This window comes from Sulfurospirillum multivorans DSM 12446 (assembly GCF_000568815.1).
GTDB classification, from domain to species: Bacteria; Campylobacterota; Campylobacteria; order Campylobacterales; family Sulfurospirillaceae; genus Sulfurospirillum; species Sulfurospirillum multivorans.
Genome location: NZ_CP007201.1, coordinates 2,130,924 through 2,153,938 on the forward strand (window position 1 = coordinate 2,130,924; position 23,015 = coordinate 2,153,938).

Consider the following 23,015-nt stretch of genomic DNA (forward strand, 5'->3'; position numbering starts at 1 on the left):
TCCCTCTCCTTTTAAAACAGCAGCGCTATCCGATACCCAATAAACGCCAATCCCCACGCAATCACGGTCGTAAAGACAAAAAGATAGACAAGGTATTTGTAACTCCCACTCTCTTTCATAAAAACGACTGAGGCTGCCATACAAGGTAGATAAAACATCACAAAGATGATAAACGAAACTGAAGAGGCAAATGAGATCTGCTTTTGAAGCTCACTGATCAAGCCTTCATTACCCTCATCCACATCTGAGCCAAGCGCGTATAAAACGCCCAGCGTTGAGACCACGACCTCTTTTGCCGCCAGACCTGATTCAAGCGCTACGGTCATCTTCCAGTCAAAGCCGATGGGTTGAAACAGAACATCGGTTGATTTGCCCAGCATGCCTAAGAAACTCTTTTCAAGTAAGAGTTGCGCTTTTGCATTTTCAAGCGTTGCTTTCTCTTCATCGCTGCTGACTAATTCGATTTTTTGATTATAACTCTCTTCGATGGTTGGGTATTTGGGATAATTGCTCGCAAACCAAATGAGCAGTGAAGCCGCTAGTATGAATGTTCCTGCTTTTTTGAGATACATGACAGCCTTCGTGACCACGGTATGCCAGATGAGTCTCACAGAAGGTAGGCGATACTTTGGCATCTCCATAACAAAGGGTTCGTCCACACCTTTAAAGACAAACACTTTTAAAAATTTAGCTGCGATCAAACCGATAAATGCCCCTGCAATGTAGATGAAGAACAGCACATTTCCCGCGTTACTCCCTGCAAAAAAAGCACCTGCGAAAAGTACATACACGGGCAGTTTCGCCCCACAACTCATAAAACCGATGATGAAAAGCGTGATGAGTCGATCTTTGTCATTTTTCAGAGTTCGCGCACTCATATACGCTGGCACCGAACAGCCAAAACCTGTCACAAGGGGAATGAAACTTTTGCCGTGCAGACCAAAACGGTGAAAAAAGCCATCGAGTAAAAACGCCACGCGCGCCATATATCCCGTCGTTTCCAAAAGCGCGATGCCAAAAAAGAGGATGACAATGTTAGGTAAAAACATCACCACCGCACCAACACCTGAGATGGCACCATCGGCGATCATGGAGCCTAGCTCTCCTTCTCCAAAAATCGTTTTGGCATAATTTCCAAGAGCCACAAAAAAAGCATCAATCCAATCCATCGGAATGGAACCCAGCTCAAACGTGAGTTGAAACAAAGCCCACATCAAAAATATAAAAATAGGAATCCCAAAAAATTGGTGAATCAAAAGAGCATCAATTTTCTCAGTGACATTTTTAGAAACACTCTTTTTACATGTAACCGTTTCAAGTACCGCCCCTTTAGCAAAAGCGGCTCTCTCTTCCGCAAAAATTTCACTCACATCTTTTGTCTCATGGTGCAAGTAAAGATGTTCCAGCGCCTCTTTAAGCAAAGGTGAGAATTCAAGCCAAATGGGCTCATCGTGCATTTTATGGTAAATTCTTGGATTTTCCTGTAAGAGTTTGAGCACCAAATCACGATACGCAAGCTCTGTTTTATACCGCTTTTGCTTCAAAAAGAACGAAAGTTTTTCAACCTCTTCTTCGACCACATCGCTGTAAATCAGTTTTGATTTTTCAAACGGAAATAACGAGACATCAATCGCACGATTCAGCAGTTTCCCAATCCCTCTTTTCGTAGCAGCCGAAACCTTGACACAGGGTACGCCAAGAATGGAGCTTAACTGTTCGTGGTTGATGCAAATGCCCTCTTTATGGGCTTCGTCCATCATGTTTAATGCCACAATCATCTTTTTATCGAGTTCTAAAAGTTGCGTGGTCAGATAAAGATTGCGTTCCAAATTGGTCGCATCCACCACGTTGATGATAAGATCGTAATGCTCATTTTCCAAAAAATCTTTCGTTACGCGCTCATCTTGCGTGTAGTCATTGAGTGAGTAGGTTCCAGGAAGATCGACGATTTTGATGGAGCGATTTTGCGTCATAAAACGCACTTCCGCCTTTTCAACCGTCACTCCTGAGAAGTTGCCTACTTTGAGGCGCGCATCGGCGATGGAGTTGATGAGCATGCTTTTGCCCACATTGGGTTGCCCCACAAGGGCGATGATCAGTTCGTTCATGCTCTTTGCACTCCGATGCTCTTGGCTTCTTCAAAACGAAGGGCTAAAAGGGTACTTCCCACTTCGATCTCCATCGTACTTTTTGCGATACTAGTTGCTTTGATTTTGAGGTGACTTCCTCTGCGAAGTCCCAATGAAAAAAGTCTCTGTTTGAGTTCGCCATCGGCTTCTATGTGCGTTACGAAGGCTTTTTCTCCCGCATTCAATTGTGAAAGTGTGATCATAAATATACCTCTCTTTGTCCATTATCATAGTTTTTGATAATGCCCATCAAGATAATAGGTTAAAACGGATTAAAAGCTTATTAATGTAGAATAAGTTATTAAAAATAACTCATACTAGGTGGATTTTATGAAAGTCGGTCTCATCCAACACGCCGTTGAAAGTACCAAAGAAAAAACCATAGCCAAAACCGTTTCCCTCATACAAAAAGCCGCCAAACAAGGTGCTCAATTAGTCGTTTTGCAAGAGCTTCACCAAGACCGCTACTTCTGCATCAACGAAGATGTCGCTTGTTTTGACCTTGCAAGCAATTGGGAAGAGGACATCGCGTTTTGGTCAGGCATCGCCAAAGAAAACAAAGTCGTTTTAGTCACCTCACTCTTTGAAAAACGCTCCGCAGGACTTTACCACAACACCGCCATTGTCTTTGAAAAAGATGGCACGATAGCAGGCAAATACCGCAAAATGCACATCCCTGATGACCCAGGATTTTACGAAAAATTCTACTTCACCCCCGGTGATCTTGGCTACACCCCCATTCAAACCAGTGTCGGCAAACTAGGACTCCTCGTCTGTTGGGATCAATGGTACCCCGAAGCCGCTCGTTTGATGGCGCTTAAGGGTGCTGAAATGCTCATCTACCCCACCGCCATCGGTTGGTTCGATGAAGACGCCGAAGATGAAAAAACACGCCAATGCGACGCATGGGAGACCATCCAACGCGGTCACGCCGTAGCAAATGGACTTCCCGTCATCAGCGTAAATCGCATCGGCAAAGAAGCGGACAATCATGGTGTACTGGACGGCATCCGCTTCTGGGGAAACTCCTTTGTCGCAGGACCCCAAGGCGAGATCATCGTACGTGCAAGCCACGACCAAGAAGAAGTGCTTATCGTCGAAGTCGATCTTGAAAGAGGCGAACACGTCAGACGCATCTGGCCATTTTTACGGGATAGAAGAATTGAGACATACGGGGATTTGACCAAGCGATTTATCGATTAAAACCTTTTTACATGTAAAGACTCAAAGCTTTACATGTAAACCTTTGGAGTGAGTATGGAACTGGTTTATTTGTGGGTTGAAGAATATAAAAATATTAAAAATCAAGGGTTTAATTTTTCGCCTAGGTTTACATGTAAGTATGATAAAGATAAAAATGAACTCACGATTGAAGAGAAAAAAGACTATGTATCTATCTTTCCTGACAATATTAATATGACAGCGATTGTTGGAGAAAATGGAAGTGGGAAGAGTAGTATTAGTGGGTTATTAGTTGAATATTCTTACCAAGAATTTTCTAGTAATAATAAAAAAGGTTTTTTAGTTTTTTTTGATGGTGAGAAATTTTTATTTAAGCAAGGCTTTACAGGTAAAACATTAGATTTCAACATTCAAAACAATACAGCTTATACGTATGAAAATCAAAATAAACCTAGGTCTATAGATACTATTTATTTTTCAAATGATGTCGCCTCAATATTTAATAATCCAGATTATGCATTTAGATTACAAAGATATAGTCATCTCGACGCATATTATGAAGAAAAAAAAACTTTAATGCCTAGCAATAAATACATAACAAGTAATGAAAAAAAAGAAAAATTAGAAACATTTAATAAAAGATTGCAAAGTCTATTAAGTGAGGATGAAAAAATATTATCTTTTATTCAAAACAAACTTGTTTTTAATTCATATAAAAGAGAATTGCACTTTTATGAAATAGGAGCGTATATCACAGGAAATAAAGATTTTTTACAATTGTTAAATCTCGATAAGCTTTCTGGCAATACCGTTTTTAAAGATTCTATGGATTTAGAAGAGCATTTTCTTAAATTATTGATTTTATTTAGACTTAGAGAACATTTTTGGGATAATGAAGTTGGTGCAGTTATTAACTCTATAAAAGATGAGTTTAATACAAAAAATTTTGAACTATCAAACTGTATGAAAATTTTTGAAGTCATAAATCCATATGATAAAAAAAATCATGTTTATACAAAAAAGAATATTCAAGATATTTTAGATAAATTTGAGTATTTAAAAAATGAGATTTGGGTTGAGAAAAAAACAAACACTATTAGTAGTATTTTTAAAACCTCAAATGAATTACTTAATATTTTATTGGAAAATATTAATAGAACAAATTATTTTAATAGTAAAGATTCTACTTATACTTATTTTTCACTAAGTTCAGGCGAAAGAGAATATATAAGCATATTCGTAGCATTTATACATCACTTAAAAAGAGTAAACAAGAATCTTAGTGTCTCAGAAAATGAATTTATTTTTTTATTTGATGAAATTGATTTAGGACTACATCCAAATTGGCAAAAAAATCTGATAAAAGATTTAATATATTTTGCCAAGAAAAATACAAATAAAAAAGTTCAAATAATTGTCACTTCGCACTCTCCCTTTATTCTCTCAGATATACCCAAAGAAAATGTTATTTTTTTAGAAAACGGAAAACAAGTTTACCCCAATATCGAAACTTTTGGAGCCAATATCCATACCCTACTCTCGCATGGCTTTTTTATGAAAGATGGGCTTATGGGTGAATTTGCGAAAAGTAAAATCAATGAAGTAATTGACTATTTAAACGGTAAAAATTCTCCCATTACCGATGATGACGAAGCACAAAGGTACATTCGCATCATCGGTGAGCCTATCGTCAAAAAACAATTACAGCGTATGCTTGACAGTAAGAAATTGGACAAGATGAAAGAAATTGATGCACTTAAAAACCAAATAGAAAGCCTCCAAAGTCGCTTGGAAAATTTGGAAAAGAAATCATGATAAAAATTGCTACGCCACATTTAGAAGAATTGGCACAAAAGCATTATGAAGCACTGAAATCAAAAATAAAATTTCCTACATGTAAATATTCTCTTGAAGAAGTCATTACCGCCAAACCTGACAAACTGCATGAAATTGCGATGCACTATAAAGACAATCATAAATTTGATGTAATGAGAAAAGAGTACAAAAAATTTACCGTTAAAACAGATAATGATACATACGATGCCTATACGTTAGCGCAATCTCTTAACGTCACCGTTTGCCCGTATTGCAACCGAAATTATACGTTTACGGTTCGCTCTAAAAACGGCTCAACACGTCCGCAATTTGACCATTTTTACGACAAAGCGACGTATCCTATTTTGGCATTGTCGTTTTACAACCTCATTCCCAGTTGCCCTACATGTAATGCAAGCATAAAAGGGCGCAAGGAATTTTCTCTTACGACACACGTGCATCCATACGTTGAAGGCTTCGATGACAAGGCGCGTTTTGCTTTACATGTAAAGGATAGTTCATTTTATTACGATGAAAAAGGGTTTGATTTAGAATTTGGCTCAAACGATGCCAAAGAACAAAAAAACATCGACGATTTTGCGTTGGAAGAGATTTATAAAAACCACAAAGACATCGTCTTAGAACTCATCCAAAAATCTGTGATGTACAACGAAAGTTACATCGAAGAGCTGATGAAAAACTACGAGGGAACGCTTTTTAAAAATGAAGAAGATTTACTGCGGTTGATTTTTGGCGGTTACATCAGCGATGAAGACTTAGGTAAACGCCCTCTTTCCAAACTTACCAAAGATATTTTAGAGCAGTTGGAGATTATCTGAACGCTTTACATGTAAAACACTCCGTATATGCTGGTGAAAAATAAACCACTCTATCGTTATATATTTATTAATACTATGATATACTTCTATTATCAATTTCGGGAGCATGACAATGAGTGAACTTTATTCGATTTTTTTATCGGCGGTTTTTTCAAGTTTCATTGTAACGATGGGCATTGTAGCTGTTGTTGGGTCGTTGTATTACCTTACGTTTAAGTGTTTTGCTTCGTATATCTCGTTTGATAAAATTGCTCACAAGCACCACTTAAATTCTAAAACATCAAACACTCAGGAAAATTCTGCACTTTAATGTGCCTAACTATATTATTTTTTTACCCCAAATACTACCGTTCCCAATTGACATTACATAACACTCTGTGAGATAATTTTATTAACCATTAAGGGAACCCTTGATAGATCAAACATAAGGAAGTGTGTTATGAAAATCAGTGCAAGAAATCAAATCGTTGGAAAAGTATCTGAGATCAAAAATGGTCCTGTGAACAGTGAAGTGGTCGTTACAACAGCCAGTGGCGATAAAATCGTTTCTGTCATCACCAACAACGCGGTTGAGACATTGGGTTTAAAAGTGGGTGTTGAGACGTTGTGTATCTTTAAAGCGCAAAGTGTTCTTCTTGCAAAAGCAGACATCGCTCTAGTCGTAAGTGCTCGCAATAAAATCAAAGGAACTGTGTCTGAGATCAAAGATGGCGCCGTTAATTGTGAAGTTATCATCACGACAACAACGGGTTTAACCGTCACTGCCATCGTCACAGAAGATGCGAAAAAAGAACTTTCTCTCGCAAAAGGTGACAGTGTTTATGCCATCATCAAAGCTTCAAGCATTTTAGTAGGCGTTAACTAAGCGTTACATGTAACGCTATTTTTCGTAGGTTTTAAAGTACCACATCAGCGCGAACATCAAGCCTGATGTGGTCGCGATGCTCTCATCAAACATAAACGTAAGCGCTTCTTCCCGTTTTAAGTAGATGACTTCGATATTTTCAGAATCAATACCGCCACCATCTCCCACTCTCATACTTTCATCAATACTCGCAAAATAAAAGGTTTGAAGTCCTCCTGCAAAACCAACCGCCGTATAAAAAGAGGTGACTTTTTGAAGTTCGTTGAGGGAAACATCATACCCTGTCTCTTCTAAAACCTCTTCTTGGGCGATTTCGATGAGGCTTTTGTTTTTATCGACGAGGCCTGCGCACAATTCATACGTAAAACCGTCGTTATTTTTGAGGTAAATGGAAGGGCGAAACTGCTTGACAAAGACAAACGAGTCTAAATCTTTGTGGTAGAGCAAAATGGCGACGCTATTGTGCGTGTCAACAATGTCCCAACGCTTTTCAACGCTGTTGTGCAAATAGTACATACTTTTAGGTTTGATGTAGTCTGAATGCAGACACTCTTCAATTTTAAGCACCTCAATCGTATGTTTCATACGCTTAGATCCACCCTTTTTTCTTGAAAATCACAATCGGGGTAATCGCAGAAAGCACCATCAAAACAAGCGAAAAAGCATAGCCGTACTGCCAATTAAGCTCAGGCAAAATCTTAAAGTTCATACCATAAATGCTCGCGATAAGCGTTGGTGGAAGGAAAATAACGTTCATAATCGTAAAGATTTTGATGACTTTATTTTGCTCAATGTTCAAAACGCCCACGAAGATGTTTTGTAAGTAATCCAGACGCTCAAAGTTAAACTCGGTGTAATCAATCAACGACTTAATATCTTTAAGCATGATGACAATGTCGGCACGAAGGGAGCTGTCATCGTATTTGTTTGATTTGATGAACGAGGTTAAAATGCGTTGTTTATCCATCAAGTTTTCACGAATGTTCATGTTCAGATCTTCAAACGAGGAGATTTTTTCCAACATCTCTTCATCATCATTCGTGTAGTCGGTAAAAACGTGTTTGCGAAGACGTGTGATGTCTTTGGAAAGCTTTTCGATGATGTCCGCATCCGCGTCGATTCTGATGTCTAAAAGCTGTGAAAAGATGTAGTAACCGTTTTTAAATTCACGAGGAGCATAGTAAAAACGCTTACTAAATTCTTCAAAGGTTTTGAGCTCTTTATACCGAATGGAGATCAGCAAATTGCCTTGGAGAATGAACGAAACCGTTTCGTTGTGCGCACTCTCTTCCGTAGCGATCAAGAAGAAGCTGTTGATCTCGATCTTTTTGTCCTCTTCCCAGTAACGCGAACTGATCTCGATCTCTTCAGACTCTTGTTTCGTTGGAAAATCGATACCAAATATCTTCTCGACAAACACGATTTCTTCACTGGTTGGAAGCAACATATCAAGCCATACGACTTTGCTCTTTTTATCCTCGTCATCATCAAATTCACTCAAATCTGTGATCACTTCAAGCTTATTACTATTTCTAAAAAAACATCGTATCATGGCACACTCTTTTATTTGATCAGTTTAGGGCACTTACTTTTTTACACGAACTTCATTCTATCGCAAAACAGTTTCAGTTTGTTTACATGTAAACGTTAACTTTGTTTTTGTTCAAAAGGATAAGAAAGGTTAAAATTTTCCTCTTTATAAACAGGAGCATCGCTCTCTTGGGTACTCTCAACTTTTTGTCTAAGGTCGTTAGTATAGTTCATAAAGGCTTTAAGTTCATTACCACGTAATGCACTCTTCGCAATTTTAACGACGCTGGAAGGATTGATTGCTACATTACTACGGTACAAACCAAAATGCAAATGCGGTCCACTGCTAAGCCCCGTATTGCCCACATAGCCGATGACCTGACCTTGCTTGACATTTTGACCTCTACGTAAACCCTTTGCAAAGCCATTAAGATGCGCATAAAGTGTTCTGTAGCTGCTGGCATGGCTCACTTCGATCGCATTGCCATACCCACCTTTTTGACCGACAAATACGACTTTGCCACCACCTGCTGACTTCACCGGTGTTCCAATACGTGCAGCATAATCAATACCCAAATGCGCACGGTATTTTTTCAAAATCGGATGCCATCGTTTTTGGGTAAAGACAGATGAAATGCGCGTATAATTCACAGGATTTGAGAGTAAGAAATTGTCGAGTTCTTGCCCTTTAGGATCGTAATAGTTCTCTTTATAAAAAAAGATGTAATTTTTCTTCTTTGCCGTTTCTACCATGGAAACGTCGATTTTAATGGAACCAAAGAGCTTTCCAAGACGCCTTTTTTGCTGATAGACCAGTACGAGTTTATCGCCTTTTTGGAGGTTTCGAAGGTTCACTTCGCCTCTAAACGTTTGGGCAAATTCATTGGCAAGACCGTAACTGTTCGTGGCATTGAGAATGTCCACATACGGTGAGTTTTGAATATCTATCGTTAAAGAGCGCTTCTCTTCTTGTAAAAGAATCGGGGTAATCTCCATGATAAACTTGTCATCTATTTTTTTAAGATGCATTTGGAGTTCTTCACCAATAGGAATTAAAACTTGCTCTAGCTCGTTGTCGTCATTTTTAAGAACCTGATACTGTATTCCTGCGACAATCTCCGCTGCGAGTTCTTGTTCTTCTTTATCAAGCGTATAGTAAATAGCTTGCGGTAAATGATTTTTCTCTAAGAAAGTCAGAAACGTTTCGCCTTTTGGCCACTTCAACTCTTCCATATAAGAAGCAGATGCAAACGATATAAAAAAAGATAATAGTATGATGAATTTTGCCATTCGCACCCCCTAGTTCTTTTTCGATTTTAGCGGAACAAATCTTACAAAATGCCTAAAAGACTCTCTTTCGATAAAAATAAGTTTTTTTAAAACAGTTATAGTATAATCTCTCGATACAAAATAAAAGGGTGTTATGTGCCCTTCAAGGAGTTCCCGTTGAACAAGCTATTTTTGGTTATGTGTCTGTTTTTGTTTGCCTCATTTGCAGAGGCTCAATCTTTTTTTAAAGAGTTCAAAACAACCGTTTTAGAATCAAATGAAAAACAAATTGTGATCCCTGATTCACCAGAATTTGTGCTCGGAGCAAGCGGCGTTGTCAGCCATAAATTTGATGCAACACATTCAACCATTATCGCGCGTGTTGATGTTATCAGTAAAGATGGTATGAAAGCCGTTTTAAATGTTGAAAAATTTGAGATGCTTGCCCAAGGTGCCTTCCCAGAGACGGGCGTTAAACCTGCCATTGGCGATGAAGTCATCATTAACTACCTTTACGATCGTGCACTGATTATCGTGCCAAACCAAAGTGTTTACAATGAAGTCACTAAAAATTTCAACACGATTACATGGATTCATCCTGACATCGTTGCAGCCTATTTAGCAAAACTCTACCGTCCAAATCCCGATAAAAAAATCTTCCAACAAGCATGCTACCAAAATGCCGCATCGATCATCTTCTTTGGCATTGAGAACAAAGGTTTCTTTGTGGATTGCCACAACTTCCGTATTCTTCAAAGTATCGACGTTAAAAGCAGTGGGGAACCAATGCTTCCATTTTATTCACGCATCAATAAACAGATTGATTCATCATGGTTCAACTGGGACAGTGGAACGATTGCCGAATACAACAATTACTATGCCTATCTTTTAGGTCAAACCAATACCCTTAAAGGTGCTGGGATGGATGGCATTATCCTAAAATTACCTTTTGACATCGTAGAGAGAAAAGACACCCAATGGAAATAAGACATATTGATTATTTTAAAAACCTTATTGGCGCTGAGAATGTTTATGATGACAAAGCGCATTTGATCGCGTATTGCTACGATGCAACCCGCGCACGTTACGAACCCGATGCGGTTTTGTTTCCACGAGAAGAGAGCGATGTCAGTGAGATTTTAAAGTATTGCAATGAACACCGCATTATCATCACGCCTCGTGGAGCAGGAAGTGGCTTCACAGGAGGTGCTTTGCCCGCAAACGGAGGCATCATCTTAGCATTTGAAAAACACATGAACAAAATCCTCGAGATCGACATGGAAAACATGGTCGCTGTGGTACAACCTGGCGTCATCAACATGGCATTGCAACGAGCTGTTGAAGCACGAGGACTTTTTTATCCACCCGATCCTGCAAGCGAAGAGTACTCAACGATTGGCGGCAATGTCAGCGAAAATGCAGGCGGTATGCGTGCGGCAAAGTATGGCATCACAAAAGATTACGTCATGGCATTACGTGCTGTTCTTCCAAATGGCGAGATCATTCGTGCGGGAAAACGTACCATTAAAGATGTCGCTGGTTATAACATTGCGGGTATTATTATCGCCAGTGAAGGCACGCTTGCGTGTATTACTGAAATTACGTTAAAACTGATCGCAAAACCAAAAATGGCGCAAACCGCTATGGGTGTTTTTCCCAGTGTTGAAGCAGCCATGAACGCCGTCTATAAAACAATGGCAGCAGGCGTTACGCCCGTTGCGATGGAATTTTTAGACAATCTTTCGATTAACGCGGTTGAGAAGAAATTCAACAAAGGCTTGCCAAAAGACGCCGGGGCGATTCTCATCACCGATGTCGATGGCAATACAGAAGAAGAGCTCACCCAACAACTCGACGTCATCGAAGAGGCATTTTTAGAAAATGGTTGCAGTGGATTTAAAAGAGCTACGAGCCTCGAAGAGTCTAAAAATCTTTGGTTTGCCAGACGCAATGCCAGTCAATCGATCACAATTTACGGCAGTAAAAAACTCAATGAAGACATCACCGTTCCACGCAGTAAACTGCCTGCACTTCTTAAAGCCATTGGCGAAGTTTCCCAAAAATACAACGTCACCGTGCCGTGTTTTGGGCACACAGGTGATGGCAACGTTCACACCAATGTGATGGTCGATGGCAGTGATCCGAAACAACTTGAGATCGGACACCAAGCAATTGAAGAGATCTTTAAAGCAACCGTAGCCTTGGGTGGAACGCTCAGTGGAGAGCACGGCATCGGGCTGAGTAAAGCACCGTTTATGCACCTCGCTTTTAGTGAAGGTGAAATGGAGCTTTTCCGTTCCGTTAAAAAAGCATTTGATCCACATAATATTTTGAATCCTGCCAAAATGGGACTCTGATGTGTTAAACACTAAAAATGGTGTCGAATTTTTCAAAAAACTCAGAGACGTAGAGCTTGCGCACTACGCCTCTTCTTTGAGTTTTCACACCATTTTAGCGCTGATTCCTATTCTTCTCATTACCTTTAGTATTTTTACCAAAATGCCTCTTTTTTCGGTTTACTACGAAAAACTTCAAGGCTTTATTTTTAGCTCACTGATTCCCACACAACAAGACATTATGATTGGCTATTTGCATGATTTCATGGAAAATACAGGCAATATGGGCGTTGTGGGCGTTATTTTTGTGCTGTATATCTCTATTATGTTCTTTTTAGATTATGAAAAAATCGTGAGCAAAATCTTCGAGATTCCTTCCCGCAGTTTTTGGGAAGCGCTTTCAACCTACTGGACGATGGTCACACTCATGCCTCTTGGACTCATCATCTTTTTTTACAGCTCTGCTGTGGTGCAAGAATTTTTAGATCAAAGTGATGTCACGAGTTCGATTAACTTAGTGCGTTTTTCGCCCTATTTGATTGTCTGGCTTTTGTATCTTATTATGTATTCCATCTCTGCCAAAACCAAAGTCCACATCAAAAGCTCTCTACTCTCCTCGTTTGTAGCCTCACTGTGTTGGTATGTTTCTAAAATTCTTTTTGTCTATTATGTCAGCTACAACAAAACGTATCTGAGCATTTACGGCTCGTTTAGCATTCTGCTTTTCTTCTTCCTCTGGATCTATTTTTCATGGTTTATTTATCTTTATGGTCTGAAATTCTGCTTTTTATTGAATGAAAAAGAGACTGATAAAAGCAAAGCCTAAACAGGCATAAAGCGCAACCTTATAGCGTATCGCGACGAGTGAAACGCCCACATACACACCTAAAACCCACCACGGAAAGCTTAAAAGATAACTCTGCGTTTTTACATGTAAGAAGGTGAGCAAAACCGTATCCAAAATACCTCCTAAATTTGTTACATGTAAAAACAACCCTAAGGGATAAAAGGCGATAAACACTAGACTCGTGAGGGGTGAAGTCAGTTGTAAAAAGGTAAAGACGGGAAAAAAGGTATGAATAATGGGTACCATTAAGAGAAAAACACCCAAATCGATGATGCCAAGCAATACCCAGCGATTTAAGCTTGCAAAATGATGCAAAAAGAGAAAGAGATAAAAGACTCCTGCTACTGAAAACCAAAACGAGAGTGAAAAAAGAAGGTGGGGGAAAAGTGCTAAAAGCCCCAGTGTTGTGAGTCCTAGCATCTCGAAAGAGAGCACCTTTATGCCCCTTGAATAGATAAAAAAGCCCAAAACACTCATGGCAAAGGCACGCAAAAAAGAGGGCACAAAATCGATCACGACCATATAGATAAACAAAACGACCAACACCACCATGGTCAAATCCGCTGTGAGATTGCGATACGGAAAATAGCGACTTTGAAAAAACTGATACAGCGGTTTAAGTAAGAAAAAAAGCAGAAACGAGATGACGCCCACGTTGTAACCGCTAATCGCAATCAGATGCGTAATGCCCCATTTTTGCACCTCCTCACGAAGCTCTTTGGAGATAGGTGTTGCAAACAGAAGTGTTTTGTACAGTTCGGCTATCTTTTCACTTTCATGTTGCTCTTCAACAAAGCGGTAAAGAGGCTTCACATCAAGCGGTGGGTCATCTTCGTAGATGGTATACAAGGCAAGGGAAGGGGCAAAAAAGCCTTTGAGATAGTCGTAAAACGTGATTTTATCTACTTTGAGTTTCACTTTAACACGGGTTTTAATGCTCATGGAGACAACACGCCATGAGACGGTGTAAACTTCCGCGCCACTGCCATCAAGCTTGAGCTTGAAAACATCGTACGTACGCCCTTTTTCATTGGTTTTTGTGTAGTGATTGAGTACGGTTGCGGTGTTTACATGTAAAGCGTTTTTTGTTAGTTCTTTGAAGTGGTAAAACTCGATGGCAAGGGAGAGGCAGGCAACACAAAGTACCACTGAGAGTGTCAGAAAAAATTCCTTTTTACTGACAAAGAGTGGTACGCTGAGCATTTTTTAAAGCGGAGGCAAACTAATCTTCGCCTCTTGCGAAATGGAGGCATTGTATTGAACGACTTCGATCGGAATAGAATTTTTCCCGCCATCCACAAAGCGCGTACACGCCTTTTGAAAAATCAAGTTCGCCACACCAACCGGTCCATTTCTGTTTTTACCCACAATGACCTCGGCTAACTCTTCAGGTCTTTCAAAAAAGTCACTTTTGTACTCTTTGCCCTCAGTTCTAGCTTTTTGCTCTTTCTCTTTCTCTTCACGCATGCGGTAAACATCGTCACGGTAGACAAACAAGATCATATCGGCATCTTGCTCGATGGCACCTGATTCCCTAAGGTCGCTCAGCATCGGGCGTTTATCGCTTCTGGCTTCAAGCCCACGGTTGAGCTGCGAAAGTGCGATGATAGGAATATTCAGCTCCCTAGCCAAAAGCTTCAAACCTCGACTGATATCACTCACCTCAATATGTCTGTCACGATTTCCAGCAGAGGTCATCAACTGCAAGTAGTCGATGATCGCGAGTGAAATTTCAGGGTGCTGGGATTTAAGTTTACGAAGCTTGGCACGCACTTTGTGAATATCCACAGAGCCGTTATCATCAACAAAAAATTTCTTCTTCGCCATCTCATCTGCAGCGCTCGTCAGTCTTCCCCACTGCTCATCGCCCATATCACCTACTTTAAGCTTTTGAAGTGGAATGGATGTCTTCGCACTGAGCATCCTAAGCATCAACTGCTCCGCTGGCATCTCAAGGGAAAAGATCGCAACCCCTTTACCTCGATCTAACGCATTTTGAGCTAAATTCAAACAAAAAGCCGTATTGTGCGTTACGGTCATATCTTCGAGTAAAAAGAGGCTATTGCCATCAATTTCAAACCCATAATAGTCATCGACCTGATCAAATTCAACCTGAATTCCTGTTTGATTCCAACTACGTTTAACACGCCATGGCTCGGCAATTTTGCGTTTAATTTTTACAGGAATCGTATCAACATTGCCAAAAATGCGTACGCGATACACTTTACATGTAAAGCCAATCGACTCAATCGCAGCCTCTTTTTCTTTCAGTGACGTTCTAAAACCCAACGTATCGGCTAAAAATTTAATTTGCCTAGCAATCCCTTCTTCTTTTTGGGTAATCTCATAGCCGTTGCACTGTGCGTCATAGTGACCATCGCTGTCTAAAAGTCCTGCTAAAAGTTCCAAACGATTGTGCGTTGAGTTGATAAGAAAATCGTGTGGAATATGCTTGTTTTCAATCACACCCAATTGTCGAAGCGTGGCTTGCAGACTCTCTTTTTTAGTATGATCAACATTCACAATGCCATACATTGGGCATTTGCCATCCTCTTTTGACTGACTCACCCCCAGTCCTAAACGCGTCGCATAGTCACTCAAATACGCCACAACTTCTTCATCTTGCGTTGCAATACGGACATCCGATTTTCTGCCATCGCCCAACCACAATCCTAAAAAATAAGGCTCAATCTCCAGCTCTTTTTCCATAAATTTAACAGGGACTTTGTAGCCTTTGTAGTTGCTTTTAAACTTTTTACTTTTATCCAGATACTCACGAATCGAAATATTTAAAACATCACCATGCGTATGCTTTCCCTCATTTCGTGAACGTTTTAAGGAGAGAATGTGTGACTCATTAACACGATAATCGATTCCCTTATTTTGCCTTACCCAGTACATTTTTTCTCTGCCACGCGCTAAAGAGAGTACTTTGCGTGGTGTAGAGTCATCGCCCATCAAGAGTTCACCCACGCAGATATCTTCAACATTTTTCAAAACACCATCATACATCAGTACTTTCGTACCTTTAGCTAGACACTTACCCATCGCCGGCCTTGCTGCAACGATGATGAGATCGCCTTCACCAAAACCTGATGTCAAACGGTTAATTTCGGCAAATCCACTGTCAACGCCAACCACACCCGAGTTTCCACGCTTTTTCATCTCGTGAATGTGCGCGATGGTGGCGTGCGTCATCTCAGGCGATTCGCGAAACTCTTTTGTACCGCTCTCTTGCGTGATCTGGTAAAGTTTTTGTTGCACCAGATCGACCACTTCATTGGACGGCAAATCTTTCTCAACCGCAATCTCTTTGATGTCGCTGGTGAGTTGCACAAGCTCTCGCTTGATCGCTTTTTCACGTATCTCTTCGACATACGCTTTGGTGGCAGGAAGAGGATTGGTTGAGAGGATTTCCAACATCGCGTCTTCATCAAAACGCCCTTGTTGATTCAGCTTTTTCTTGATGAACTCTTCATCAATCGGAAGATCTTCCCTCTCACACGCCTCCATCGCTTCGTAAATATAACGATGGCTTGGCAGGTAAAAATCTTTCGCGCCAACGACCGCCGCCACATCTTCAAACGTTGCAGGATTAAATAAAATGGAGCTAAGAACCGAGCGCTCTATGTTGACATTGTGCAGATTGCTCATGCTTTGTACTCCTTGGCAGCAAGCTCAACCGCTTCTAAAAATTTATCGACGAGGTCTTCTTCTTTGAGTTTAGCCACCACTTCGCCTTTGACCATGACCAGTCCCTGCCCTTTGCCAAACGCAATGGCGACATCGGCATGTTTGGCTTCGCCAATGGCGTTGACCACGCATCCCATGACCGAAATATTGAGCGGTGCTTTGATATGTTTCGTGCGACGCTCCACTTCAGCAACAGCATTGACCAAATTGGCTTCCAAACGCCCGCAGGTTGGGCAGGAGATGATGTTGATGCCTTCGGCTTCAACGCCACTGTCTTTTAAAATGGCGCGCCCAACTTTGATCTCCTCTTCAAGCTCACCTGTAATGGAAACTCGCAAAGTATCGCCGATGCCATCGAGTAAAAGTGAACCCAAAGCGATGGAAGATTTAATGGTTGAGTGAAACAACGTTCCTGCTTCTGTGACACCCAAATGAAATGGGTACTCAACAAGAGGCCTCAGCATACGGTACGCTTCAACGGTACGAGCAACATCACTCGCTTTTAAAGAGACTTTCATATTGGTAAAGCCTAGATCCTCTAGGTATTTGATGTTATACAAAGCCGATTCCACCATACCTTTAGCCGTAGGGCCATACTTCTCGTCAAACTCTTTTTCCAAACTTCCGCTGTTCACGCCAATGCGAATCGGAATCTTGCGCTCATTACATGCCTTGACGACCTCTTTAACACGCTCTTTATTACCAATATTGCCAGGATTAATGCGAATACAATCCACCACTTCCGCCGCAATCAGCGCTAAACGGTAGTTAAAGTGAATGTCTGCAACGATAGGAAGCGTTGAGCGCTCTTTAATCGCTTTAAGCGCGTGCGCATCGTCATAATCAGGCACGGCTAAACGCACGATGTCAGCTCCAGCAAAATGCAAACGACGAATTTGTTCTACGGTCGCTTCCACATCATGTGTTTTTGAAAAGGTCATCGACTGAACAGGAATTTTAGCATTGCCACCGATGGGGACATTGCCCACAAAAATTTGTTTGGTTGGGTATCGTTTTATCATTGTTTATCACTTTCAGAAGCCAAAGCTTTTTTGTACATTAAATTATAATGGATTATACATTTTTTGGATTTAAGAAAACGAAAGAGGATCTATATCTGCTTCTACATGTAAAAGTTTTACCGCATGGGCAAACTCGAGTAACGCTTTACTAGAGTCACTGCGGGCTAGAAGTTCATAACGGTATTTATTGGCGATTTTGGAGATATTGGCTTTGCCAAACCCTACCACTTCGACCTGTGGAAAACTTTGCGCGATGAGCGCTACTTTATCGATCAACTCTTTGGCTTTTTCATCTTTGACGTGAGCACTCATGAGTCTGAGCATCTTTTTAAACGGCGGGTAAAGGTTTTTTCGAAACACCAATTCATCCTTTAAAAACTGCTCAAAATCGCTCAAATATTGCTTGAAAAATTCGCTGTTTTTACTTTGAATCAACACTTCGCCGTACCCTTTTCGCCCTGCTCTTCCTGCGATTTGTAACACCAATGCCAGCGTTTTTTCGCGCGATCTAAAATCACTCATACCCAACAGTGCATCGACGCCTAAAATGACAGCCAGCCCCACACCGTGGTAATCGTGCCCTTTGCTGAGCATCTGTGTGCCGACCATAATGTCGATTTTATGCTCATTAAAATCGCTCAAAATCTCAGAGAGTTTTTTCTCTGTTCTTACCTCATCGCGGTCAAACTGTTGCACCACATGTTCACTAAAATGCTCGCTAAGCTTTTGGCTCACTTCCGCCGTTCCCATGCGCGTCGCGACGATCTCTTCGCACCCGCATTTGGGGCAGATTTTGGGGATGACTTCGGTGTAGTTGCAGTAGTGGCATTTCAGTGCGTTCATGTTGTGGTGAATGCTCATTCCCACACTGCAAAACGGACACTCAACATTCGCTCCACAGCTTTTACATGTAATGTACTTGAAGTTCGCGCGTGTCGGTAAAAAGACGATGACTTGTTTTTTAGCGTTCAATGCTTTTTGAATCGCTTGTGTCATCTTAAAACTTAGCCCATGTTCGCCATCGTCGTACATAATGTGACTTTGTGACTCAAAAAATGTACCCTTAAGTCTAAACGTTGGAATTTTATGAAAGCTTCCAAGTGTCGGAGTTGCCGAGCCTAAAAGTACTTTGCAACCGATTTTTTGCCCAAACAGAAGTGCCAAATCTTTCGCGTTGTAGCGCGGTCTGTTGCCAGATTTATAACTCTCATCGTGCTCTTCATCGACCACGATTAACCCTAAGTGTTGAAGAGGCAAGAAAAGCGCTGAACGCGTTCCTGCGATGATAGAAATTTTCCCCTCTGAGAGATCACTCAGTATCTGCTCTTTTTTCTTCGCACTAATCTTTGAGTGCCAAATAGCAACGTGTGTGCCAAAATGGTGCTTCAAACGGTTTTTCATCTGAGGTGTTAACCCAATCTCAGGAAGCAAAAAGATCGCTTGTTTGCCCTCATTGATGCTCTGCTCAAAGAGTTTCATATAGATTTCAGTCTTACCACTGCCCGTATCGCCAAAAAGGAGTGATGTTGGATGCGCTTCGATAAAATCATACGCTTTTTGTTGTTCAGTGGAAAGTGTTATCTCTATCGTGATTGTTTCGTTTACATGTAAAGCATTTGAAGCATACGGCACAAAAAGGCTCAACGCTTCACCCAATGAACAGACATAATACTCAGCGATAAACCGAGCCAGTTCAAGCGTTTTGGAAGGGTAAAATGGTTTACATGTAAGCGAGATAGTTTCGCATTCAAAAGAGGGTTTTTCAACTTCGGCTATGACGACACCTTGCGTAGTTCGTTTGGAAAGTGTGACTTCAACGATAGTACCTAAAGGAAGTGTTTGCTCCGACTGATAGGTTAAAGGAGAAAGTGGGGATTTTAAAAGAGCAATATGGTAGTAAAACACATTCTATCGCGTTAAAAGCTTACAATTGGTACCCGTTGTAGTATCACTTGCATTACAATCAAATGTACCTGCCGTGTCACTATAAGTAAAGGTAATAGCTGTGCCACTGATATAAAACTTATAGCTTGTATCACTTGTCTTTGTCCAGCCATTGTCTTTATTGTCTTCTTTAGCATAAAGGGGAGAAGAGAGAACATTACCATAGTCACCCGCACTAAAAAGAGATGCGCCGGGGGTATCATTACCTGCTTTATCTAATTTTGAAGGAAGCGTTGTATTGCCTTCTAACAATCGTTGTGATCTTAAAAGTGCAATACCGCCACGAATTGAAGCAACTTCAGCTTTGCCTTTGGAGATAACAGCATCTTCACGTACACCAACAAATCTTGGAATAGCAATTGCAGTAAGGATTCCTAAAATAACCATTACAAAAATAAGTTCTATCATCGTAAAAGCTTTTTTCACTAGTCACCTTTTTAAAAACATCAATATATAAAGAAAGAGGAAGAAAATTCTTCCTCTGATAATTAATTTTTAGTTATTTTGTGCAGAGACATTTAAGTCTTCAGTAAATCCAAACATTGGAGCAGAAGTCGAGTTTCCATCACGACAATAAATTGTTTCTTCAACTGGTAGTGCTGGAGAACCATAAGTACCTGCACTTGTTCCGTTACCATCACCTGTGTTTTTACATTTCGTCAGATCCATAACAAAGCCTTTTGGAATCTCTGTATAGTCAGAAAGATTAAAGGTATTTGCAGCGCCTGCAGTACTACCGTTAATTGATCCATTGCTATCTCTCATAGAACGTGACCACATAGATGGAGCAACGGTTCTATTAAGTGTACCGATAAATGCTTCAGCTGTACCAACTTTTGCATCTGTGACCGTACCTGTCAATCTTGGCAAAGCCACTGCCGCTAAAATACCTAAAATAACAATGACGAAGATCAATTCGATCATCGTGAAACCTTTTTTCATATTCACTCCTTGTTTTTTGTTAGCCAATACACTTATTGACCACGTAAAAGCCATTCTAGTACAATCTTTTTAAAGCTCGACTTAAATCTCATCTATTTGGTATAATAGCTTGGTAACCTCTTGTTCGAGGACGAAATTATCATAACATTTTCCAACATAGGCAAACAGGAGTTCTTTAGGGTCAATGGTGCTTTTCTCTTTAAACTTCTCTTTAAAATCCGCTTCAAACTGCACGGCGAAATCACCCTCTAACTTGATGTCAAAGTCTTTGCCACCAAGGCTAATGGTTATTTTACTCATTTTCCAAGCACAGCTTCGATTTTGCTGAGCAAATCATCAGAATTGACGTTTTTATTTATGAGGTCTTGCTCCAATTTTGCAATCTGAACATTTTTAGCTTCTGCCAACGCTTTGGCTTTGACCACTTCTTGACGTAGGGCTTCATTTTGAGCCAGAAGATCTTTGTATTTTTCCAAAAGTTCCGTTATCTTTTGGCTTAATGTGCTAATGTTTCTCTCTTCTTCAAACATGCGAGTGCCTTTTTGTATAGCGTTGTTTGGTATAATTGTAACAAAATAATGGGAAAAGTATCAACTATGAGTGAATTTTATTTAGAAAGTCCCTATCAGCCTTCGGGCGATCAACCTCAAGCCATCGATAAACTCGTAGCTTCCATTAAAAAAGGGAGTCGTTACCAAACGTTGATTGGTGTGACGGGCAGTGGAAAAACCTACACCATGGCGCAAATCATCCAAAAACTTAAGATGCCCACCCTCATCATGACGCACAACAAAACCCTTGCAGCGCAACTTTACAGTGAATTTAAAGGCTTTTTTCCTAAAAATCATGTGGAGTATTTTATCAGTTATTACGACTACTATCAGCCTGAAGCGTACATACCACGCAGTGATCTTTTCATCGAAAAAGACAGCTCTATCAACGAAGAGTTAGAGCGTTTGAGGCTAAGCGCTACGGCTTCACTGCTCTCTTTTGATGATGTCATCTGTGTCGCTTCTGTTTCAGCAAACTATGGTTTGGGCGATCCAAGCGAATATAAAGAGATGGTGCAAGTCATTGAAAAAGGTGAAAGCATCAACCAAAAAAAGCTTCTTTTGCGCCTTGTCGATATGGGTTATAAACGCAATGACACTTTTTTTGACCGTGGCTGTTTTAGAGTCAGTGGCGATGTCATCGACATTTACCCCGCGTACAATGAAGAAGAGGCGATTCGTGTAGAGTTTTTTGGCGATGAAGTGGAGAGCATCAACTACTTTGAAGTCTTCCTCAATAAAAAAATGCAAAACCTTAACAAAATCGTCATCTATGCTGCCAATCAGTTTATCGTCGGACACGAAAGGCTTCAAAAAGCGATCAAATCCATCGAGCAAGAGCTGGGTGAACGGCTTGAATACTTTAAAAAAGAGGACAAATTGGTCGAGTACCAACGCCTCAAACAACGTGTTGAGTTTGACCTTGAGATGTTAGGCTCCACAGGAGCGTGTAAAGGCGTTGAAAACTATGCGCGTTACCTCACAGGCATAGAACCGGGTGCTACGCCCTACTCACTGTTTGACTACTATGAGTCGATGAATAAAGAGTACCTTGTTATCGTTGATGAATCGCACGTCAGCCTTCCCCAATTTCGCGGTATGTTTGCAGGCGATCGCAGTCGTAAAGAAGTGTTGGTTGAGTACGGCTTTCGTCTCCCCAGTGCTCTGGATAACCGCCCTTTGATGTTTGATGAGTTTATCAACAAAGCGCCACGTTACCTTTTTGTCAGTGCCACACCTAAAGAGTTGGAACTAGGACTCAGTGGTGATAATACCGCCGAACAGGTCATTCGACCAACGGGACTGCTTGATCCTGAGGTGGAAATTTTGAGCAGTAAAAACCAAGTCGAAACTCTTTTTGACAAGATCAAAGAGGTGACAGCCAAAGATGAAAAAGTGCTGGTCACCGTGCTCACCAAAAAGATGGCAGAGGAGCTGACACGCTACTACGCCGATCTGGGCATTAAGATCAAGTACATGCACTCCGACATCGACGCGATTGAGCGCAATCAGATCATTCGATCTTTACGTATCGGTGAATTTGATGTACTGGTGGGTATTAACCTCCTTCGTGAGGGGCTGGATCTCCCTGAAGTTTCGCTTGTTGCCATTTTGGATGCGGACAAAGAGGGCTTTTTGCGCTCCGAAACCAGTCTGATTCAAACCATGGGACGTGCAGCTCGTAATCTCAATGGTAGAGTTATTTTATTCGCAGAAAAAATTACAGATTCCATGCAAAAAGCGATTGAAACGACGCTAAGACGCCGTGCCATTCAAGAGACGTATAACACGGAGCACAACATCACGCCCACGAGCACCACGCGAAGAATGGATGAAAATCTGAAACTCGAAGAACACGCCGACATCTACAACACGTTTGATAAAAAAGATAAGATTCCACCGAGTGAAAAGAAGAAGATTATCACTGAACTGACCAAAGCGATGCATGAAGCGGCGAAGATTTTGGAGTTTGAAAAAGCGGCAAAACTACGCGATCAAATCGAAAAATTGAAAAAGATGTAAAAAATCTTTACATGTAAGGATATTTTAGA

At 40.8% G+C, this 23,015-nt stretch carries 21 protein-coding genes; 8 read left to right on the forward strand and 13 right to left on the reverse strand.

All coding sequences use genetic code 11. The features are described from left to right. Positions 1-11 precede the first annotated feature (11 nt). Together feoB and SMUL_RS11065 are read right to left on the reverse strand one after the other, a co-directional pair. A complete protein-coding gene (gene feoB / locus SMUL_RS11060) occupies positions 12-2,108 on the reverse strand; it encodes a ferrous iron transport protein B (RefSeq protein WP_025345321.1) in 2,097 nt (698 codons plus the stop codon). Continuing rightward, positions 2,105-2,332, reverse strand: a complete 228-nt coding sequence (locus SMUL_RS11065; RefSeq protein ID WP_025345322.1) for a FeoA family protein — start codon at positions 2,330-2,332, stop codon at positions 2,105-2,107. The genes feoB and SMUL_RS11065 overlap by 4 nt, the downstream gene beginning before the upstream one ends. 127 nt (positions 2,333-2,459) lie before the next feature. On the opposite strand from SMUL_RS11065, the gene SMUL_RS11070 reads away from it, so the two are divergent. The 4 genes from SMUL_RS11070 (at position 2,460) to SMUL_RS11090 (ending at position 6,830) form a co-directional block, all read left to right on the forward strand. Continuing rightward, entirely contained in the window at positions 2,460-3,332 is an 873-nt protein-coding gene (locus tag SMUL_RS11070) for a carbon-nitrogen hydrolase (protein WP_025345323.1), read from the forward strand. Between the two features lie 54 nt (positions 3,333-3,386). Next, positions 3,387-5,126 carry an AAA family ATPase gene (locus SMUL_RS11075; RefSeq protein WP_025345324.1) on the forward strand — a complete coding sequence of 580 codons (1,740 nt, stop codon included), beginning with the start codon at positions 3,387-3,389 and terminating at the stop codon, positions 5,124-5,126. Then, positions 5,123-5,965 carry a hypothetical protein gene (locus SMUL_RS11080; protein ID WP_025345325.1) on the forward strand — a complete coding sequence of 281 codons (843 nt, stop codon included), beginning with the start codon at positions 5,123-5,125 and terminating at the stop codon, positions 5,963-5,965. Before SMUL_RS11075 ends, SMUL_RS11080 begins: the two co-directional genes overlap by 4 nt. Before the next feature lie 439 nt (positions 5,966-6,404). Further along, positions 6,405-6,830 carry a TOBE domain-containing protein gene (locus tag SMUL_RS11090; RefSeq protein WP_025345327.1) on the forward strand — a complete coding sequence of 142 codons (426 nt, stop codon included), beginning with the start codon at positions 6,405-6,407 and terminating at the stop codon, positions 6,828-6,830. A gap of 15 nt (positions 6,831-6,845) precedes the next feature. Here SMUL_RS11090 and SMUL_RS11095 read toward each other — a convergent pair whose 3' ends face one another. The 3 genes from SMUL_RS11095 to SMUL_RS11105 all read right to left on the reverse strand — a co-directional run bounded on the left by SMUL_RS11095 (position 6,846) and on the right by SMUL_RS11105 (position 9,650). Then, the gene (locus SMUL_RS11095; protein WP_025345328.1) at positions 6,846-7,415 is read right to left on the reverse strand and encodes an NUDIX domain-containing protein; all 570 of its coding nucleotides are present in this window, start codon (positions 7,413-7,415) and stop codon (positions 6,846-6,848) included. A gap of 4 nt (positions 7,416-7,419) precedes the next feature. Next, the gene (gene corA, locus SMUL_RS11100) at positions 7,420-8,382 is read right to left on the reverse strand and encodes a magnesium/cobalt transporter CorA (RefSeq protein WP_025345329.1); all 963 of its coding nucleotides are present in this window, start codon (positions 8,380-8,382) and stop codon (positions 7,420-7,422) included. Between the two features lie 95 nt (positions 8,383-8,477). Further along, positions 8,478-9,650, reverse strand: coding sequence for a peptidoglycan DD-metalloendopeptidase family protein (locus SMUL_RS11105; protein WP_025345330.1), 1,173 nt, complete (start codon positions 9,648-9,650; stop codon positions 8,478-8,480). Between the two features lie 156 nt (positions 9,651-9,806). Between SMUL_RS11105 and SMUL_RS11110 the strand changes: the two genes are divergently transcribed. The 3 genes from SMUL_RS11110 to SMUL_RS11120 are packed head-to-tail and all read left to right on the forward strand — an operon-like array spanning position 9,807 to position 12,791. After that, positions 9,807-10,616, forward strand: a complete 810-nt coding sequence (locus tag SMUL_RS11110) for a plasminogen-binding N-terminal domain-containing protein (protein ID WP_025345331.1) — start codon at positions 9,807-9,809, stop codon at positions 10,614-10,616. Further along, positions 10,607-11,986: an FAD-linked oxidase C-terminal domain-containing protein gene (locus SMUL_RS11115; protein WP_025345332.1), complete on the forward strand. Its 1,380-nt coding sequence runs from the start codon at positions 10,607-10,609 to the stop codon at positions 11,984-11,986. Before SMUL_RS11110 ends, SMUL_RS11115 begins: the two co-directional genes overlap by 10 nt. Position 11,987: 1 nt before the next feature. Continuing rightward, on the forward strand, positions 11,988-12,791 hold the full coding sequence (locus tag SMUL_RS11120; protein WP_025345333.1) for a YihY family inner membrane protein: 804 nt from the start codon (positions 11,988-11,990) through the stop codon (positions 12,789-12,791). Here SMUL_RS11120 and SMUL_RS11125 read toward each other — a convergent pair. The 8 genes from SMUL_RS11125 to SMUL_RS11160 all read right to left on the reverse strand — a co-directional run bounded on the left by SMUL_RS11125 (position 12,753) and on the right by SMUL_RS11160 (position 20,943). Continuing rightward, positions 12,753-14,015, reverse strand: coding sequence for a ComEC/Rec2 family competence protein (locus tag SMUL_RS11125; RefSeq protein WP_025345334.1), 1,263 nt, complete (start codon positions 14,013-14,015; stop codon positions 12,753-12,755). The two genes, SMUL_RS11120 and SMUL_RS11125, sit on opposite strands and share 39 nt — an antisense overlap. Before the next feature lie 3 nt (positions 14,016-14,018). Further along, positions 14,019-16,466, reverse strand: a complete 2,448-nt coding sequence (gene dnaB / locus SMUL_RS11130) for a replicative DNA helicase (protein WP_025345335.1) — start codon at positions 16,464-16,466, stop codon at positions 14,019-14,021. Beyond that, positions 16,463-17,527 carry a flavodoxin-dependent (E)-4-hydroxy-3-methylbut-2-enyl-diphosphate synthase gene (gene ispG / locus SMUL_RS11135; RefSeq protein ID WP_025345336.1) on the reverse strand — a complete coding sequence of 355 codons (1,065 nt, stop codon included), beginning with the start codon at positions 17,525-17,527 and terminating at the stop codon, positions 16,463-16,465. Before ispG ends, dnaB begins: the two co-directional genes overlap by 4 nt. 69 nt (positions 17,528-17,596) lie before the next feature. Beyond that, positions 17,597-19,432: a primosomal protein N' gene (locus SMUL_RS11140; protein WP_025345337.1), complete on the reverse strand. Its 1,836-nt coding sequence runs from the start codon at positions 19,430-19,432 to the stop codon at positions 17,597-17,599. A gap of 3 nt (positions 19,433-19,435) precedes the next feature. Beyond that, positions 19,436-19,897, reverse strand: a complete 462-nt coding sequence (locus SMUL_RS11145) for a type II secretion system protein (protein ID WP_025345338.1) — start codon at positions 19,895-19,897, stop codon at positions 19,436-19,438. A gap of 69 nt (positions 19,898-19,966) precedes the next feature. Further along, on the reverse strand, positions 19,967-20,413 hold the full coding sequence (locus tag SMUL_RS17710) for a type II secretion system protein (protein WP_025345339.1): 447 nt from the start codon (positions 20,411-20,413) through the stop codon (positions 19,967-19,969). Positions 20,414-20,494: 81 nt separating this feature from the next. Further along, positions 20,495-20,713, reverse strand: coding sequence for a hypothetical protein (locus SMUL_RS11155; RefSeq protein WP_025345340.1), 219 nt, complete (start codon positions 20,711-20,713; stop codon positions 20,495-20,497). Next, positions 20,710-20,943: a hypothetical protein gene (locus tag SMUL_RS11160; protein ID WP_025345341.1), complete on the reverse strand. Its 234-nt coding sequence runs from the start codon at positions 20,941-20,943 to the stop codon at positions 20,710-20,712. Before SMUL_RS11160 ends, SMUL_RS11155 begins: the two co-directional genes overlap by 4 nt. Before the next feature lie 66 nt (positions 20,944-21,009). On the opposite strand from SMUL_RS11160, the gene uvrB reads away from it, so the two are divergent. Continuing rightward, positions 21,010-22,986 (forward strand): excinuclease ABC subunit UvrB, encoded by a 1,977-nt coding sequence (uvrB, locus tag SMUL_RS11165; RefSeq protein ID WP_025345342.1) that lies wholly within the window; start codon positions 21,010-21,012, stop codon positions 22,984-22,986. Positions 22,987-23,015: the final 29 nt, after the last annotated feature.

Bases quoted from the DNA above. Each gene is read 5' to 3' on its own strand.
- SMUL_RS11155 (WP_025345340.1), bottom strand. From the start codon at position 20,713: ATGAGTAAAATAACCATTAGCCTTGGTGGCAAAGACTTTGACATCAAG.
- SMUL_RS17710 (WP_025345339.1), bottom strand. From the start codon at position 20,413: ATGAAAAAAGGTTTCACGATGATCGAATTGATCTTCGTCATTGTTATT.
- SMUL_RS11105 (WP_025345330.1), bottom strand. From the start codon at position 9,650: ATGGCAAAATTCATCATACTATTATCTTTTTTTATATCGTTTGCATCT.
- ispG (WP_025345336.1), bottom strand. From the start codon at position 17,527: ATGATAAAACGATACCCAACCAAACAAATTTTTGTGGGCAATGTCCCC.
- SMUL_RS11125 (WP_025345334.1), bottom strand. From the start codon at position 14,015: ATGCTCAGCGTACCACTCTTTGTCAGTAAAAAGGAATTTTTTCTGACA.
- corA (WP_025345329.1), bottom strand. From the start codon at position 8,382: ATGATACGATGTTTTTTTAGAAATAGTAATAAGCTTGAAGTGATCACA.
- SMUL_RS11080 (WP_025345325.1), top strand. From the start codon at position 5,123: ATGATAAAAATTGCTACGCCACATTTAGAAGAATTGGCACAAAAGCAT.
- dnaB (WP_025345335.1), bottom strand. From the start codon at position 16,466: ATGAGCAATCTGCACAATGTCAACATAGAGCGCTCGGTTCTTAGCTCC.
- feoB (WP_025345321.1), bottom strand. From the start codon at position 2,108: ATGAACGAACTGATCATCGCCCTTGTGGGGCAACCCAATGTGGGCAAA.
- SMUL_RS11115 (WP_025345332.1), top strand. From the start codon at position 10,607: ATGGAAATAAGACATATTGATTATTTTAAAAACCTTATTGGCGCTGAG.
- SMUL_RS11160 (WP_025345341.1), bottom strand. From the start codon at position 20,943: ATGTTTGAAGAAGAGAGAAACATTAGCACATTAAGCCAAAAGATAACG.
- SMUL_RS11070 (WP_025345323.1), top strand. From the start codon at position 2,460: ATGAAAGTCGGTCTCATCCAACACGCCGTTGAAAGTACCAAAGAAAAA.
- uvrB (WP_025345342.1), top strand. From the start codon at position 21,010: ATGAGTGAATTTTATTTAGAAAGTCCCTATCAGCCTTCGGGCGATCAA.
- SMUL_RS11090 (WP_025345327.1), top strand. From the start codon at position 6,405: ATGAAAATCAGTGCAAGAAATCAAATCGTTGGAAAAGTATCTGAGATC.
- SMUL_RS11065 (WP_025345322.1), bottom strand. From the start codon at position 2,332: ATGATCACACTTTCACAATTGAATGCGGGAGAAAAAGCCTTCGTAACG.
- SMUL_RS11095 (WP_025345328.1), bottom strand. From the start codon at position 7,415: ATGAAACATACGATTGAGGTGCTTAAAATTGAAGAGTGTCTGCATTCA.
- SMUL_RS11075 (WP_025345324.1), top strand. From the start codon at position 3,387: ATGGAACTGGTTTATTTGTGGGTTGAAGAATATAAAAATATTAAAAAT.